The following is a 17,407-nucleotide window of genomic DNA, read 5'->3' as shown; positions in this document are numbered from 1 at the left end:
CGGCCGGGTGTTGAAAAGGAGGATTTACTCAATATGCCAGAACATAAAAAAGCCTATATTGCGGCGATACTATATGCCTTTATTATTGGATTTTCATTTATTTTTACAAAAATATCATTAATGGAAGCGAGTCCGTTAGATACATTGGCACATCGATTTACGATGGCTTTTTTGATCGCGATAATTATTAAGCTGTATCGGAGGACATCAGTGAAAATGAGCGCAACCGATACTTTGAAAATTCTTCCGTTGGTGTTCCTTTATCCAATTTTATTCTTTACATTTCAAGTGTTTGGGCTCGTATATACCTCATCTTCAGAAGCGGGTATTATCCAAGCGACCATACCAATTTTCACGTTATTATCAGCTTCATTATTTTTGAAAGAATACGCAGGTAAAGGTCAAAAAATTTCCCTTTATTTTTCTGTGATGGGGGTTATCTTTATCTTTGTCATGAATGACTTGCAACTTGTGGCTTACAGTTTGAAGGGAACGATTCTGATCTTATTATCCTCGATTGCTGCCGCTCTCTATAATGTGGTAGCGAGGAAGGTAACAAAGCAATATTCACTATTTACGTTAACTTATGTGATGACGTTCTTTGGTTTTGTGACTTTTAATAGTATGGCCGTCATCAACCATATAATTAACCAATCTATTAGTAGCTTTTTATTACCCTTCACAAGTAGTGCATTCCTCATTTCAATCGTATATCTTGGGGGATTATCATCACTGCTTACTGCTTTTTTATCAAACTATGCATTATCTATATTACCAGCATCTAGAATGAGCGTTTTTAGTAATTTAGCGACATTGATTACGATTATAGCAGGGATGATTTTCTTACATGAATCGATTCATTATTATCATGTTATAGGTGCAATGATTATTCTTGTTGGGGTAATCGGCACGAATTATTTTGGTGGAATTCAATCAAAGCATATTAGTAAGACTATTGCCGATCCATTGCTGAAAAGAGAGGTAAAGTGAATGAATAAATATGTGTTGTTACTGTTGATTAGTGGTATATGGGGATCTCAATTCTTCTTTATTGCATTAGTCATAGAAAATGTTGGGGTTATTACATTGTCAGCCATCAAAGCATGTATCGGCGGTATCTGTTTACTCTTCTTTGGTTTTTTTTTATCAAAAGAAGAGCGAAGAGTACCTAGGAGTTATTATAAATGGTATATAATCATTGCTTTTTTCGAGGTTGTACTACCATTCGTGTTTATTGCACAAGGCCAGAAATCGGTGCCTAGCAGTTTCGCAGCGGTGCTGATTGGAATGGTTCCCGTCTTTACCATCCTCCTTTTACTAGCATTTTTCAAAAGAAAAAGCACAAAGCCGGAGATTACAAGTATCCTATTCGGATTTGCAGGTATTGTCTTCCTTTCCTGGCCAACACAAGGATTCCAAGACCATTCTAACAGTATTCAGGGTAACATCCTATTGATATTGGCTGCCATGAGTTTTGGATTATCATTGATTTTGATGGAGAAATTAAACGAGGGATCTTCCGTTATTCATATGAGAAATGTATTGCTGATTGCCAGTGCATTGCTCATTCCCATGTCCCTTTTGTTTGAGCAATCTTTCAAATTGGATTTAGCACGATCTCAATCTATCTACTTAGCGATTTTAGGCATTTTCCATGCAGGTGTTGTTTATGCATTATTTAATAGGCTGATTCGGCAAGAAGGCGCATTATTTACTTCATATAGTAATTATATAGTGCCTGTCATCGGAATGATTTTAGGCTTTTTCCTTTTACATGAAGCGTTGTCTATTCATCAGTTGATTGGAATGGGTATAATTATGATGTCATTAGTTTTTGTAGACGGAAAAATAATAACCAAGTTGATAAGAAAGTAGTATTTTATTATATGTGCTCTGGTCCGATATCTTTAATTGTACTAATTAACGCAGTAAGTTTAGAATTCGTATATTTAACGAATCCAAAATGAGAAAAGGGGAGCAGGTTTAATATATCTTTGTAAGACCATTTTTTGTTTTTTGATCCGCAAATGATTTACATAGTAGAAGAAGCATCTGCTGAGGTTAATCCAGATGCTTCTTCTACTAAAAGGGGTAACTGATTTATTAGCGCTAACCAGAAATAAATGCTTATATTTTATTTATTCTGCATTAGATAGTGAAGCGTTTTTATCTATCTTCATTACAATAAATCCACTCCAGGCAAACATTAAGGAAGCAATGTAAAAGATGCTGCCGATCGTTAAAAAGTCGACTAAATATCCGGTTGCAATCACCGCAGCTGCAGCACCGATGGATGTCCAAACATGGTAGTTTCCAATTTCCTCACCCGCTGTTTTCTTCGTAACATATCTAGCAAGTACTGTTTTTTCTGTGTTTTTTTGTACTGCCCCAAGTACCCCCATAATGATTTGCAGGAGATAGACATGCCAAATTTCATATGCGAGAGGAAAGGCAAGAAGGATTAGTGCCATCCCCCATGAATAGACCAGGAGAAATGCTTTGTCACCGGCTTTGTCAGTGAATTTTCCGATTAAAGGATAGCTAAGTGCTGCAGTCAGTGAGAATATTCCATATGCCCAACCGAATTGCGAATAACTGGTGCCTACATTTTTGATTAGCAAAATATAAAAAGGGAAAATCATGCTGGCAGCCATTCCAACAGTGCCTTGGTAAAAAACGAAACGTTTATAATTCATGGATGATACTCCTCATAGAAAAGATTCATGAAGCGATTATCAGGATCATATTTCTTCTTTAATTGAAAGAATTCCTCAGTACGCGGATACGCTTCAAATAATTGTGTCTTGGTTGGATACCCATAATAGGGCAAATAGTAGCTGCCGTTATGGTCAAGCGTCACATCTATCATGTTTCGGATGACCCTTTCCGTATTTGCCTTACTTTCGTTATCTGTCCCTTGATTGATGAGCATTACAAGAGCGAACATATCATCCTTGGCATAGGACATGAGTGATTCATCATTATGCTCCACATAGCGAATTGTAATATTTAATAAGTTAAAATCTTTTTCATCAGATAAGGTTTTTCTTAAATCATCGATATAATCAGCAAATTGATCAATCGGAACGAAGTATTCTTGCAGCACTTCAGTTTTGGTTGGGTTGCTGTAATCCATAAAGGCTGAGTCCGACCGCATCACATTATTCCTCGAAACCAAGTTACCATCAATATTGGCCGTGTAGGTTTTTTGAGTTTCCCAAAACTTTTCTTTACCCCAGTCATTATAACGTGAGAGACCAAGAAAGAATTTAGGCACGGCAATGATCGTTTCCCGTTTGAGAGTATTGTAGTTAGATAGCTGTGTTTGGTCATTTGCTCTATAATAATCCGTTACATACATTTCATCCAAATACGAGCCAGGAGCCACAGATATTCTTGCAAGATGCATTTTAACATCATCGTTTTGAAGAACTTCTCTTTTAAAGTACGAAGTATATTCATCATAATGGAGTGATTTGGTTTTAATTTTATAAAGTTCGTCATCTGTAAGGTGGAGTGTTACATCGAGTATTACTCCAAACAAACCATACCCGCCAATAACCGAATGGAAGAGCTCCGAATTTTCTTCGCGGCTCACTGTTAGGATTTGGCCTTTTGCGTTAAGCAACCTAAAAGATTCCACGGTTTCTATCAAGGCATGATGACGGATATCGCGGCCATGGACATTAACGCTCAAAGAACCGCCAATGGTAAAAATGTTTTGAGATTGACTGACCTTCAGTGCAAGTCCATATGGGTTGATATATTCCTGGAGAGCAGCCCAGGTTGCTCCGCTTTGGACCGTGATGCGTTTTTCATTTACATCCAAATCAAGTATTTTATTATAATGCTTCATATCGAGCAGGATCCCATTTGGATATAATGTCTGACCTCCTTGGCTATGCTGCATTCCGGCAATGGAAATGGGATCATCGTTTTTTTCGGCATCTAAAACGACCATTTTGATTGCTTCTTCACTATCTTCTGCCTTTATCTCTTTCATTTTAACTGGCATCAGACGGCTGATATCTTCTGCAATAGGGTGGTCAAGCTTGAAATTAAAAGCCTGCAGTGATAATCCAAATAATAGTGCATATAGGATGATAAAGAAAAATTGTTTCATGATATCTGGCTTTCGACTCCTCGTTTAATATGTCTGACACTCAATTGAAATAATGCAAATGTATGAACTTATAGATTAATGGAGTTAACCTGACCAATCAGTGTGATTGAAAATGAATCTTTTGATTTATGTATTAGTTCTTCGTTTTCAGCCCATTAATGATTGTTTTGGTTAGTGGTATGGATAGTGATTCCAAGCTTTGTTCTGAGTTGTTTAATCCCCAATGATAAATGATTCCCATCAGGCTTTGGGTGATAAGCTGTGAAATTTCGTTAACTGATTGGTCAGTGTCAATGTCGTTTTGTTCTTTAGCCTCTTCAACTAATGAACGAATAATTTGGAAGAGTGAGCGATTTGAATTCAAAAAGTAAGTATGTTCTTTTGAATCTAAAGCGGAACTGTAAATCACTTTCATTAAATCTCTGCCCATTTCTTCTTCCAGAAAACGCATCAATTTGCATATGAAAATAAACAATTTCTCTGTAGCGTCCATATCGACTGGGAACGAACGGAAGACTTCGCGATAGTAATCATCGACTTCTATGAATCTTACTAAAAAAATGTCCGATTTCGCTGAAAAGTGTTGGTAAAATGACCCTTTTGATGTGCCGCTTTTTTTCACGATCTCGTCAACGGTAACTTTATCATAACCTTTTTCGCTAAATAGCTTTAAAGATATTTTTAAAATTTTTTCACGAGTCTTTTCTCCCCTAAGCTGTTTCTTTCTGGGTTCAATCATAAAAAACCTCCAAATGATAATTGACAGAATATTCCTGTATAGTTTAATATCAGACTACAGTCTAGTTAAATGATTGGTGGTCTATTTAATCTAACGTAGATCATCAATAATCACAACGCTTTCTTAATTGGATTTCGCAAATTCAGAAAGCGCTTACAAAGTTTTGGAATCAATTATGGGGGAGGTTAATTCAGTTTAAATAGGAGGTTTTTCAAGTAGAAGAATTAGTTGAAAAGGTTGGTTAGATTTTTCTGAACATTCCTATACAATTGGTTACTGTCATGTTGAAAGGCTTATTCCTCTTTAGCCATGAGTAAATGGATTGTATTTATAATATTGTTGGATTCAGTATATGTAAATGGAGGGGGGGATCAGGATAAATTGATGGTCCTAGGAATGAACCAGAGTGTCGGGAAGCAGGAAAAGAGATGTGCGGTAAACGGATTATTTTTTGGGAAATAGTAGCATGAAAAGGGAGGAAATAATCATGAATCATTCCAGTGGTGAAATAGGGAAAAGAACGATCAGTAAAACGATGAAACGCATATTTCCATTTATCTTGCTCCTTTATATCATTGCTTACTTGGACAGGGTCAATTTAGGCTATGCTGCTTTACAAATGAATGCAGAATTAGCCTTATCCGCAGAAGTTTTTGGATTGCTTTCCGGCATTTTTTTTATAGGTTATTTCTTCTTTGAAGTTCCAAGCAACATGATCATGCATAAAGTGGGAGCTCGGATATGGATTGCCCGTATAATGATTTCGTGGGGACTCGTGGTAATATTGACAGGTTTTGCCCAAACAACGATGCATTTATATATTCTCCGTTTTTTATTAGGTGTCGCCGAAGCTGGTTTTTTTCCTGGGGTAATTTTGTATTTAACTTATTGGTTCAGGGCCCGCGAAAGAGGAAGGGCCACAGCGGTTTTGCTTTTAGCCCTACCGATTGGCGGATTGATTGGTGCGCCTGCATCGACATGGATTCTTGACAATATTTCCTGGTTGGGTATGGCAGGATGGAGATGGATGTTCATCCTTGAAGGAATTCCGGCCATTATTATTGGAATTGTTGTTGTTTTCTATTTAACTAATAGACCGACCAACGCTAAATGGTTATCTAAGGAAGAAAGTGATTGGCTAGAAGGGGAATTGAATGCGGAAAGAAAAGTTAGCTCGAATATAAATAAAGTTACTAAGCTTGATATGCTGAAAGATTCGAAAATCTGGAAGTTGGCCCTTTTTTATTTCGCAGGGTACACATCTATCTATGGATTGTCATTCTGGATGCCAACCATCATAAAATCTTTATCGGAAAATGCGACAACCAATCTAGAAATTGGCTGGTTAGCGATGATTCCATCGTTAGTCGGTATACCTGCCATTATGTTTGTAGGCTGGAATTCAGATCGGACCAATGAACATAAATCACACTTGCTCGTTTGCCTCATGATTGCAGTTGTCGGGTTTATCGGGTGCGGCTTTTCAGATAGTGTCTTTATGATGGTGCTTATGTTAACGATTACATCATTAGGGTTATACGGGTTCAGTGGATGTTTCTTTGCCTATATGACATTTTTCTTCACTGAGTCCACTGCGCCAGTTGGAATAGCCATAGTCAATTCATTTGCGGCTTTAGGGGGTTTTGTAGGACCGATGATTCTCGGAACTGTTGCATTTACTCAAGGGATGTTTATTTTATCCGGATTACTTGTGATGGGAGTCATCACCCTATTATCATTAAAATTGACAAGTGCTTCAGATGAAAACATCGTAAAAGAAGTTGAAGTCAATATTAATCAATTATAAAGGTTCTAAATGTATTGAAGAGTAAAAGTGACTAAAAAAGAAACATCACTTGGAAATCATAAGGTTTCCATGATGTTTCTTTTTATATTTTCATATAGGAAGTACATATATATGGGATGAAAATATCGGTTGAACATGTCAAAATTCAATCTAATTCGAAAGTTCTGCCCAATAAGACTTGTTTGTGGTTTTAGGCGGGATTAGAATGGAGATGTGATACAAGTGCTTTCGAAAAGGCAAGGGAGTCCTTTTCTTTTCAAGTACTGACTTCATATTTATTCATTACAGGAATAACAGCAGAAATGAGGTGATGATGTGGAAATTCATTTGGTGGCGAAAGATGAGATTGAGGCTCAAGGAATTCGTTGGATAGTGGAGTCCCACCTAACGGGAGTCAGACTGATCTTATGGAAAACGATTGAAGAATTTGAAAAGGGCATACGCAATCAGCAACCGGAATTCGTTATTTTGGATATGGATATTTGGACGGATGAAAGTGAGGCGATGGGTGTTTCGTTAAAGCGGAGGGGAATTCGATGGTTAGGCATTTCATCTGAGCGAATCTTTCAAACGGCTTATCGAGCCTTACGCTTTCGTGCTGAAGATGTTTTATTCCGACCTTTTTCTTCGGCAGATCTGGTAAAACATATCCAACAATTGCGTTTTCAATTGAGAAATGGTCCTGGTCTTCTTTCGACAAACACCATGGATGATGGGAATGCTCTGGATATTGGATATCCGGATTTCTTCTTGACAGACCGGAGGCATGAAAGTCGAATAACCATGGTCGCTTTTTTGACACCTGATAACAGGACCCTTCCTTTAGTTTATGATGAACTGCAACGATATTCTTTTACTGGGAAGAATCAAATCTTCGCTTTATCGGATTTTATTTTATGTGTCCAGGAAACGAAGGAAAAAGAGGTATATAAGGAAGAGTACCAAGCGTTCCTTGCTCACTGGAAAGAAAGAATGGATGAGCCCCTTGCCATCATAATAAAAGCGGCAACTTCAGATGAGTCTTTAAAAAGGATGTATCAGCAAACACGTGAATTTACGAGACAAATCTTTTTCGATGGATATGATATCATTTTAGCCGAAAGTCAGCAGACTTCGCCTCAAGAGATGGATCCATTCCTCACTCCTCTTGAACAAAGACTTTGGATAGAAATGCTCGAACGGCGGGATGCAAAAGCCATCAGGAACTGGATTGAGCGTGAATTCCTTACTTTTGAACGACCATACCCCGACCCGGAAATCGTTCGTATCCGCCTTACAAGCGTACTCGCACAGATTCGTAGGCATATGAAATCATACGACTTGCAAAATGCTTCTCTAGAAGCAATATACTATGATGTATTTCAGCAAATTGTACATAAACCTGTCATCCATCAAATAGTAAAAGAGCTGCATGCGTTCACCACCCATATGCTTCTGCAGGATCATGGACAATTACAGGAAGGGGCACGCACACTTAGCGAAAAAGCAAGGGAGATGATCGAGTCCAACTATTGGGACGCCCAGTGGAATCTAGCGAGTTGTGCAGATACTCTGCGTATCAATAAAAGCACACTCAGCCGTCGTTTTGCGGCTGAATCCGGCGAATCTTTTCGAAATACTCTGCATCAAGTTCGAATTAGGGAAGCTAAACGTTTATTAAAGGAAACGGATTTATCATTGGAGGAAATTTCACAATTAGCCGGCTATTCACATCAAACTTATTTCAATGCCAAATTCAAACTGCTTGAAGGTTGTACACCATCAGCATATCGGTCTGGATTATAAAAAAGGACGATTCAATAAATGAATCGTCCTTTTTTTATTTATTCATAACAATGTAATTATTGAAATTATTCATAAAAAAATAAAGTTAACTGCAAAAACTTAAAATAAATTATAAAATAATCATTAAACTATAATTAATTATTCTGAATTTTTCTTATAGAATGAATATATAACAAAAACAAGGGGGAAATGAAAATGAACACGATTACAAACAAGGTTATCCGTTATACTGGAACAGAATTGCATACTAAAGGATGGCAACAAGAAGCAGTGCTTAGAATGCTTATGAATAATTTGGATCCTGAAGTTGCTGAACGTCCAGAAGATTTGGTGGTATACGGTGGGATTGGGAAAGCTGCTCGTAACTGGGAATGCTTTGATGCAATCGTCAAATCACTAAAAGAGCTTGAAGAAGATGAAACTTTACTTGTCCAATCAGGGAAACCGGTGGCAATTTTTAAAACGCATTCGGATGCACCACGTGTCCTGCTTGCAAATTCAAATATCGTCCCTGCATACGCGAACTGGGAAACATTCCATGAACTTGATAAAAAGGGATTGATGATGTATGGGCAGATGACAGCAGGCAGCTGGATATATATCGGATCTCAAGGGATCGTACAAGGTACATACGAGACCTTTGCCGAGCTTGCAAAACAACATTTCAATAACTCGTTAAAAGGCACCATTACTCTAACTGCAGGTTTAGGCGGAATGGGAGGGGCACAGCCGTTAGCAGTTACGATGAACGGTGGTGTCTGTATCGGGATCGATGTAGATGAGACAAGAATTGACAGGAGGATTGAGACTCGTTATACCGATGTGAAAACGGATTCATTGGATGAAGCCATTCGTTTAGCCAATGAAGCTAAACTTGCAGGGAAAGCATTATCGATTGGTTTGATTGGGAATGCATCAGATATTCTTCCGGAAATGATCGCAAGGAACTTCATTCCTGATGTCTTGACGGATCAGACTTCGGCCCATGATCCGCTAAATGGATATACTCCTTCAGGCCTGTCAATGGTGGAGGCTGCAGAATTACGGAATGCAAATCCAGAAGAGTATATTAAACTCTCTAAAGCTTCAATGGCCAAACATGTAAGAGCGATGCTTGAAATGATGGAAAAAGGAGCCGTGACGTTTGATTATGGCAACAATATCCGTCAAGTTGCGAAAGATGAAGGGGTAGAGAATGCTTTTGACTTCCCAGGCTTCGTTCCAGCTTATATCCGTCCACAATTCTGTGAAGGTAAAGGTCCATTCCGCTGGGTGGCTTTATCTGGTGATCCAGAAGACATTTATAAAACAGACCAAGCCATTTTACGCGAATTCGCTGATAATGAACATTTATGTAACTGGATTAGAATGGCTCAAGAAAAAATTCAGTTCCAAGGTCTGCCTTCCCGTATATGCTGGCTTGGTTATGGGGAGCGCGCACGTTTTGGTAAAATCCTCAATGATATGGTTGCAAGTGGTGAATTGAAGGCCCCGATCGTAATTGGTCGTGACCATTTGGATTCTGGCTCTGTCGCTTCGCCGAATCGTGAAACGGAAGCCATGAAGGATGGTTCCGATGTAGTGGCTGACTGGCCGATCTTAAATGCAATGGTGAATGCTGTGGGCGGTGCAACCTGGGTTTCCGTACATCATGGCGGCGGCGTAGGAATGGGTTACTCCATGCATGCAGGCGTTGTAATTGTGGCAGACGGCACAAAAGAAGCAGCAGCCAGGATTGAGCGAGTGTTGACAACGGACCCTGGGATGGGTGTAGTGCGTCATGTTGACGCAGGATATGAACTGGCTCAGGAAACAGCACGTGAAAGAGGTATTAATATCCCGATGCTTGATAAAGGAATTGATAAATAATGACAAAACCAATTTGGATAAAACATGCCGCTCAACTTGCAACCCTTACCTCTGATAGGAAAGGTCCTCGTTCCAAAGAGGCAATGTCAGAGCTTGGGTTGATCGAAGATGGAAGTATATGGATGGAATCTGGTTTGATCCAAGCGATCGGTACGACCAAAGAATTGGAAGAACTCTATGCAGATAGAATGCATGAAGCTGAAGTCTTTGATGCAACTGGCCATTTGGTGACACCTGGGCTAGTTGATCCACATACGCATGTTGTATATGGCGGGAGTCGGGAACGTGAATTTGAAATGCGTCTTGAAGGCGCAACATATATGGACATTATGAACGCAGGTGGGGGCATTCATGCTACCACCCGCATGACAAGGGAAGCAAGTGAAGAAGAATTGATGGAGCAAACCATGCGACGACTTGATTCGTTTCTCGCTCATGGCGTGACTACAGTAGAAGGTAAAAGCGGTTATGGAATGAATTTGGAAACCGAATTAAAGCAGTTGCGGGTGATGAAAAAGTTACAGGAAGAGCATCCGATTGATCTAGTTCCTACTTTTATGGGAGCCCATGCGGTTCCAAAGGATTATAAAGGCCGCGAGGATGAATTTGTCGATCATCTGATTAATGATATGCTTCCAATCGTCTCTGAAGAGAAGCTGGCTGAATTCAATGATGTATTTTGTGAAAAGGGGGTCTTTACCCCTGAACAATCAGAGCGGATTTTAACGGCCGGAAAAAAATACGGCTTGATTCCTAAAATTCATGCTGATGAAATTGAGCCATACGGTGGAGCTGAATTAGCTGCGAAGATAGGAGCCATTTCAGCTGAGCATTTGTTAAAAGCTTCCGATGAGGGGATTACTGCCATGGCGAAGTCAGGTACCATTGCCTGCTTGCTTCCAGCCACCGCCTTGTATTTACGGGAAGAAGCGGCCCCTGGAAGACGAATGGTTGATGAAGGCGTAGCTGTTGCCATTTCGACCGATTGTAATCCTGGATCTTCACCGACAACTTCCATGCCGCTTGTCATGAATCTGGCATGCATTTCGATGCGGCTTACCCCTGCAGAAGCTCTGACGGCGGCGACATACAATGCTGCTTGTGCAATCAACAGGCAAGAAAAGGTCGGATCGCTTGAAGTCGGAAAACAAGCGGATGTCGTTTTATGGAATGTTGAAAACTATCAGGAGTTGCAATATCTATTTGGAGTCAATCACGTTAAGTCTGTATGGAAAAATGGTGTGCAAGTTGTGAATGATAAAGTGAAGACTGATTTCAAAAGCCTGACTGGTCTATAAAATTCACTAAAAGAAGAGAGACTATACAATCCATCATTAGGTTGACCGGATCTCTCATGAAACGCATTTAATGAACTTCAATCTATGTATCAGGAGCCTCTTTATATCCGCTGGAATTTTGGCGGATGTAAAAAGGCTTTGATACGTACAACATGATCTAACAGAATTCCAAGTTGCCAAAGCAGGTGATGTATTTGATACTTCAGTTGCACTGGCATACATGCTTCTACCCATGGTGGAATGCCTGCTAATGGGTTTTTTGATATTTTACTAAAAATTGGCCAGTATCCGATTGTCATGCAAATTGATTTTGTCAGTCTTGATCCGAGCTACTCTATGGGGTCAAAACAGTCAGAATTAGGGTATTCATCGCTGCAATTTATTACAGGCTGCATAATGCAGACTAGATTTAGGGTTTTAGGATGACTGTTTTTATGTTTAAAATCAGTCAGTATTGCTGCTCTCTAACAAACATCAAGGAGTGATCACATGTTGAGAAATAACTATCGTTATTTTATCATTTTTATGATTATTGTTATTACAATCATAAATTATATTGATAGAGGTGCACTTTCATATGCCCAAGCTGAAATAATCAAGGAGTTCAATTTAGATCCAGTAAGTTGGGGAGCGATCCTGGGGTATTTTGGATATGGATATATATTCGGTGCACTATTTGGTGGTGCTTTAGCAGATAAGAAAGGCCCTAAATTCATGTGGATCATTGCCGGAACTACATGGTCTTTTTTTGAAATTGGGACAATATTCGCAGGTCACATAGGTGCAGCATTATTTGGAGGCTCTGCCTTGGCAGGATTTGCGGTGTTTCGTGTTTTATTTGGTTTAGCTGAAGGACCTACCTTATCAACGATGAACCGAACGATGGCAAACTGGGTATCTCCTAAAGAAAAAGGGTTTGCTGTAGCACTTGGATTAGTTGGAACGCCAATTGGAGCATTAATTACTGCACCCATCGTAGTAGGTCTTCTAACATTCACTAACTGGAAAGTAACATTTGTTATTCTCGGTATATTAGGCTTTATTTGGGTAGCAATCTGGAACAAAGTATTTACAAACTTACCTGAAGATCATCCAAGAGTCTCGAAAACCGAACTAGAAGAAATTCGAAGAGCAGATATTTTAATAAAAGGTGAGACGAAATTAGACGAACAAATAAATGTACCATGGTACCATTTTTTTAAAAACCCTACGTTAGTATTTAATGCAATTGGATATTTTGCCTTTTTATATGTAAATATTTTATTACTTACATGGACCCCAAAATATCTGCAAGATGAATTTAATTATTCACTTTCTTCACTTTCATATATTGGGATGATTCCCTGGGTAGGAGCTATTATCACTGGATTATTAGGTGGTAAAATCTCGGATATATTACGCAGGAAAACAGGGAATTTACGAATTGCCAGATCTTGGTTCACAGTAGTCTCATTATTTTGTACAGCTGTATGTTTTATGTTGATTCCGACTGTCGAGAGTGCGGCGGCCGTACTTGCTTTAATGTGTATAGGAAATGCCTTTAATTATTTACCTAATTCCATTTATTGGATCGTGGTTCTGGATACAGAACCGAATAAAGCTGGAACATTTGGCGGGGTAACTCATTTCATTGCCAATCTGGCTACCATTATTGCCCCTACATTGACAGGAAGTCTTGTCGCCATATATGGATATAATGCCATGTTTATTGCAGCATCAATAGCCGTCACGATTGGCATGATAGCCATGGTTTTCGTGAAGCCTGGCAAACAAGGTAACACATCGGAAACCACCAATAATATGGTTAGCTAAGATAAGGCATAAATGGATGTATATTGATTACGGATTATGTATTTCACTTTCAGAAGAAGTTTATAAGAGGAGCATCCGATTGATCTAGTTCCTACTTTTATGAGAGCCCATGCGGTTCTAAAGGATAATAAAGGCCGTGAGCATGAATTTGTCGAGTAAAAACCCTCTTTAAGGCCATTTGTGAAGAGTGATTCCTAAAGCCTGACTGTCCTTTAAGAATCACTAAAAAAGATAAGGCCTTGATCTTCAGTCAATGTCTACCCATTTCAGCAGATGAATTGGGCTTTTAGAAGTATTTATCCACATGTAATGGTGTTGAATAGTAGGATGGTGGTTTATCATCCTACCCATTGGCAGCGTTAAACACTTTACTGCTTTACAGTGAAATTAAATGAAAGTGTTTTAAGGAAAATGTGGAAATGAATCTCCATGTGGAGGGAATTTTATGTGGGTAATCACCATCCATTCGAAAAATGGCATAAAAATGTTTGAGTTTACCACAGAAAAGGAAGCTAGGGAAAAATTTGAGGTAATAGAAGGCTGTAAAATCCTTAGTGAAGTCATTTATTTCAATGATAAACAATTGATCGAATCCTAAAACTATATTTTCATAATTAAATAGAAATTAAAAGGTAGAATGGTTTGAAACAAATTATAAAAAGATTACTATTTCATAATATTCTTTGCCGAATAAGTACTAGTCTTAACCATAAAATGAAAACTACCTGTACGTGCAAAATTTCTAACAGGTGTACATTCCTTGTTTGGAAGGTCAGTAAAATATCATTTTTTAGTGTGAACTGAAATCTATTCATTTAATTTCAGGGTCAATACCGGAGTACTGCAGTAAAATTTTTTTTGATCCATAAATCTGATAAATCAAAAAATGGAGGGGATTCTTTGAACGAACAAAAGATCACTATGGACGATGCCCCATTTAATAAGTTTCATTTTCGTATTGCTGGCCTTACCTTTGGATCAAGCTTCTGTGATGGTTATTCACTTGGAATCATTGCGATGGCTCTGACAGTACTTGGTCCTCAATTGGAGTTAAATGCAATGTGGACTGGATTGATCGGAAGTTCTGCATTAATCGGTCTTTTTGGGGGAGCGTTGGTATTTGGAAGACTTTCTGATCGTATTGGCAGACAGAAAATCTTTCTCGTAAACTTTTTACTGATCACGATTGCTACTATTTTACAATTTTTTGTTAGTGGTCCAGAAGAACTTCTCATTTTACGTTTACTAATTGGTTTTGGACTTGGAGGAGATTATGCTGTCGGTACGACTCTACTCGCCGAGTTTTCACCAAAAAAGTATCGCTCCTCGCTCCTCGCGTCTATAAACGTAGTATGGACGCTTGGATATGTAGCATCAAACTTTGTTGGTCATTACCTGGGACAGGTTGGATCAGACTCATGGCGTTGGATGCTTGTCAGTGCTGCTATTCCCGCTATTGTGGTTTTGATCTTACGAATAGGAACGCCTGAATCACCAAGGTGGCTTGTCAGCATGGGGCGTTTCGAAGAAGCTCGCCAGATTGTAAAAAAACACCTTGGACCGAACGTTGAAATGGGAGAAACGACTACTGGTACGGAAAATCAAAAGACTTTAGGATTTAGTGGGCTTTTCAGCAAAAAGCTTCGTAAGCGTACGGCATTTGGTGGAATATTCAAATTAACTCTTGTTATTCCGTACTTTGCAATCTACACTTTCCTTCCGTCGATACTAAGTACAATGGGTTTTGAACAAAACTTTTTTGCCGATACGATGCTGAATCTATTCTTGCTTGTTGGGGCAATTGTTGGTCTTTGGTTGCTTGCAAAATTTTCTCGTAGAGGATTTACCATCGGGGCTTTTACGATCCTTACTGTTTCATTGTTTTCACTCAGCTTCTTACACAATGGTTCTCAATTCTTAATGTTGACAGCCTTCTTAATCTTTACATTTTTCATGTCAGCAGCATCAAACCTTACATTAGTTTACCCAGCAGAGCTTTTTCCAACTGAGATTCGTGGATCGGGAATAGGAATGGTTACGGCCATTAGTCGGATTGGTTCTGCAATTGGTACATTTCTGCTGCCTATTAGTCTAAATTCATTCGGGTTAAGTACATCAATGATCGGTATGGCTGTAGTCCTGCTAATCGGTTTGATTGTATCGATTGCTTGGGCACCTGAAACGAAGAATCTTTCCTTGCACGAAGCGAGTGACCCATTACTAGAAGCGGGGAACTTTTCGAAGGGAACCGATATTCCCTTTACAGAAAATAAGAAAATAACATAAGATTAATTTCTAAATGAGAAGGACCAAAACTTTTTTCTCCTTCTTGATGAGTCAAAGGAGAGGAGATGTGTAAGGATGACAACGACCGATTGTTTACACCCTAAAGATATTAAAGAGGTTGCACTAGGTGATGGTGCAATCTCAATCGAAGAGATGATAGCGGTTGCAAGATATGGTGCAATCGTTACCTTCACACAGGCGTATTGTGAAAGGGTGGATCAATCACGAAGCTTAATAGAAAAGTTTTTAGATGATAATAGATTGATTTACGGTGTAACGACAGGGTTTGGCAGTAATATGACGGAGGTGATTTCTCCAGAAGACGCAGAAACCCTTCAACGGAATATTGTTCGTTCTCATGCTGTTTCGGTTGGGGAACCTCTTGAAAAAGAAGTAGTAAGAGCCATTCAATTGATGATACTTGTAAACTTAGGTCAAGGCTATTCAGGTGTCCGTTTACAAGTATTAAAACTTATTGCTTCATCTTTAAATCACGATGTACTTCCCTATGTTCCAGGTGATGGGTCAGTGGGATATTTGTCTCCTGAAGCACACATGGCCTTATTGTTGATCGGGGAGGGACGGGCGTGGTACAACGATGAGCTTCTATCGGGAAAGGATGCGCTAGCGCAATCTGGATTGAAGCCAGTTACGCTTGGGTGTAAAGAAGGACTGGCTCTAATAAGCGGAACTCCTTCCGTCACTGCTCTGGCTGCTCTGGCTTTATACAATAGCATGCAAGCAGCTAAAACCGCAGACATTACGGGTGCTATGTCCTTAGAAGTGCTAAAAGGTACAATTAAGGCATTTGATCCCCGTCCCCATGCAATAAAAAAGCATGAGGAACAGGCTAAGACAGCCAGAAATGTTACAAGGATACTGGAAGACAGCCAAATCATTGATACATACAAGGAACATAGATTACAAGATGCGCTTAGTTTACGATGCATTCCACAAGTCCATGGAGCCATAAAAAGAGTATTGAAAGACGCTGCTGTTTCAATTGAGAATGAAATGAACTCTGTAAGTGACAATCCTTTGATTTTTCCGGAAGAGGAATATGGGATTGCACTCATGGCTGGAAATTTTGATGGTTCATTTGTAGGGATGTACGCGGATACGATAGCCATAGCGTTAGCAAACCTAGCGAAAATAACAGAACGCAGAATAGATCGCCTAGTAAACCATCACCTTAGTGAATTACCTAATTTCTTAGTGGTGAATCCTGGTTTAAATAGTGGCTACATGATCCCACAATATACAGCCGCCGGACTATTAAACGAGATAAGGGTGCTCTCGCATCCAGCGACAGTAGATAATACCCCTACATGCGCCAATCAAGAAGATTTGATAAGTTTTGCCTATTTTGCTTCAAAGAAAGCCTATCAAATTTCAAAGAAACTTGAATATATTTTAGCTATTGAACTGATGACGGCAACGCAAGCAATGGATTTTCATCTGCCCTTGAAACCATCGCCTGTTACGGAGGGTGTATATCATTTAGTTCGGAGTCAAGTCCCGATGGTGGAAGAAGATCGGTTTTTTCATCCTGACATTGAAGCGATTTATAGACAAATTCATGAAGGGGAAATAGTTATGCTAGTTGAAAAGGAGATCGGGGAAATGGAGTTCTAAAAAAAAAGATGGAAGCTGTTTTACTTTATTTTATAGAGTAAAGGGGCTTCCTT

General features: G+C 39.1%; 13 protein-coding genes. 10 read left to right on the top strand and 3 right to left on the bottom strand.

Annotation, left to right across the window (positions count from 1 at the left end):
- The first annotated feature begins 33 nt into the window (after nt 1-33).
- Nucleotides 34-990, top strand: a complete 957-nt coding sequence (locus FNK51_RS10455) for a DMT family transporter (protein WP_141993279.1) — start codon at nt 34-36, stop codon at nt 988-990.
- The gene (locus FNK51_RS10450) at nt 991-1,875 is read left to right on the top strand and encodes a DMT family transporter (protein ID WP_141993278.1); all 885 of its coding nucleotides are present in this window, start codon (nt 991-993) and stop codon (nt 1,873-1,875) included. It begins immediately after the preceding gene.
- Nucleotides 1,876-2,138: 263 nt separating this feature from the next.
- On the opposite strand, the gene FNK51_RS10445 is transcribed toward FNK51_RS10450, so the two are convergent.
- The 3 genes from FNK51_RS10445 to FNK51_RS10435 all read right to left on the bottom strand — a co-directional run bounded on the left by FNK51_RS10445 (nt 2,139) and on the right by FNK51_RS10435 (nt 4,862).
- Nucleotides 2,139-2,696 carry an MFS transporter gene (locus FNK51_RS10445; protein ID WP_098371797.1) on the bottom strand — a complete coding sequence of 186 codons (558 nt, stop codon included), beginning with the start codon at nt 2,694-2,696 and terminating at the stop codon, nt 2,139-2,141.
- On the bottom strand, nt 2,693-4,123 hold the full coding sequence (locus FNK51_RS10440) for an FAD-binding oxidoreductase (protein WP_141993277.1): 1,431 nt from the start codon (nt 4,121-4,123) through the stop codon (nt 2,693-2,695). Before FNK51_RS10440 ends, FNK51_RS10445 begins: the two co-directional genes overlap by 4 nt.
- Before the next feature lie 133 nt (nt 4,124-4,256).
- Nucleotides 4,257-4,862, bottom strand: coding sequence for a TetR/AcrR family transcriptional regulator (locus FNK51_RS10435; protein WP_141993276.1), 606 nt, complete (start codon nt 4,860-4,862; stop codon nt 4,257-4,259).
- 487 nt (nt 4,863-5,349) lie between these two features.
- Between FNK51_RS10435 and FNK51_RS10430 the strand changes: the two genes are divergently transcribed.
- From FNK51_RS10430 to hutH, 8 genes are all read left to right on the top strand, one after another.
- Nucleotides 5,350-6,669, top strand: coding sequence for an MFS transporter (locus tag FNK51_RS10430; protein ID WP_141993275.1), 1,320 nt, complete (start codon nt 5,350-5,352; stop codon nt 6,667-6,669).
- A 315-nt stretch (nt 6,670-6,984) separates the two neighbouring features.
- Nucleotides 6,985-8,454, top strand: coding sequence for a helix-turn-helix transcriptional regulator (locus tag FNK51_RS10425; protein ID WP_141993274.1), 1,470 nt, complete (start codon nt 6,985-6,987; stop codon nt 8,452-8,454).
- 195 nt (nt 8,455-8,649) lie between these two features.
- Nucleotides 8,650-10,323: a urocanate hydratase gene (hutU, locus tag FNK51_RS10420; RefSeq protein ID WP_141993273.1), complete on the top strand. Its 1,674-nt coding sequence runs from the start codon at nt 8,650-8,652 to the stop codon at nt 10,321-10,323.
- Nucleotides 10,323-11,621, top strand: coding sequence for an imidazolonepropionase (hutI, locus tag FNK51_RS10415; RefSeq protein ID WP_141993272.1), 1,299 nt, complete (start codon nt 10,323-10,325; stop codon nt 11,619-11,621). The genes hutU and hutI overlap by 1 nt, the downstream gene beginning before the upstream one ends.
- Before the next feature lie 489 nt (nt 11,622-12,110).
- Entirely contained in the window at nt 12,111-13,433 is a 1,323-nt protein-coding gene (locus FNK51_RS10410; RefSeq protein ID WP_098371804.1) for an MFS transporter, read from the top strand.
- 445 nt (nt 13,434-13,878) lie between these two features.
- Entirely contained in the window at nt 13,879-14,031 is a 153-nt protein-coding gene (locus FNK51_RS26540) for a hypothetical protein (protein ID WP_179891081.1), read from the top strand.
- 302 nt (nt 14,032-14,333) lie between these two features.
- The gene (locus FNK51_RS10405; protein ID WP_286178634.1) at nt 14,334-15,719 is read left to right on the top strand and encodes an MFS transporter; all 1,386 of its coding nucleotides are present in this window, start codon (nt 14,334-14,336) and stop codon (nt 15,717-15,719) included.
- 75 nt (nt 15,720-15,794) lie between these two features.
- Nucleotides 15,795-17,354: a histidine ammonia-lyase gene (gene hutH, locus FNK51_RS10400; RefSeq protein WP_141993271.1), complete on the top strand. Its 1,560-nt coding sequence runs from the start codon at nt 15,795-15,797 to the stop codon at nt 17,352-17,354.
- Nucleotides 17,355-17,407: the final 53 nt, after the last annotated feature.

This window comes from Bacillus sp. B4EP4a (assembly GCF_006680105.1).
Lineage (GTDB): Bacteria > Bacillota > Bacilli > Bacillales > DSM-1321 > Peribacillus > Peribacillus simplex_E.
This window is presented reverse-complemented; position numbering and strand designations above follow the sequence as displayed.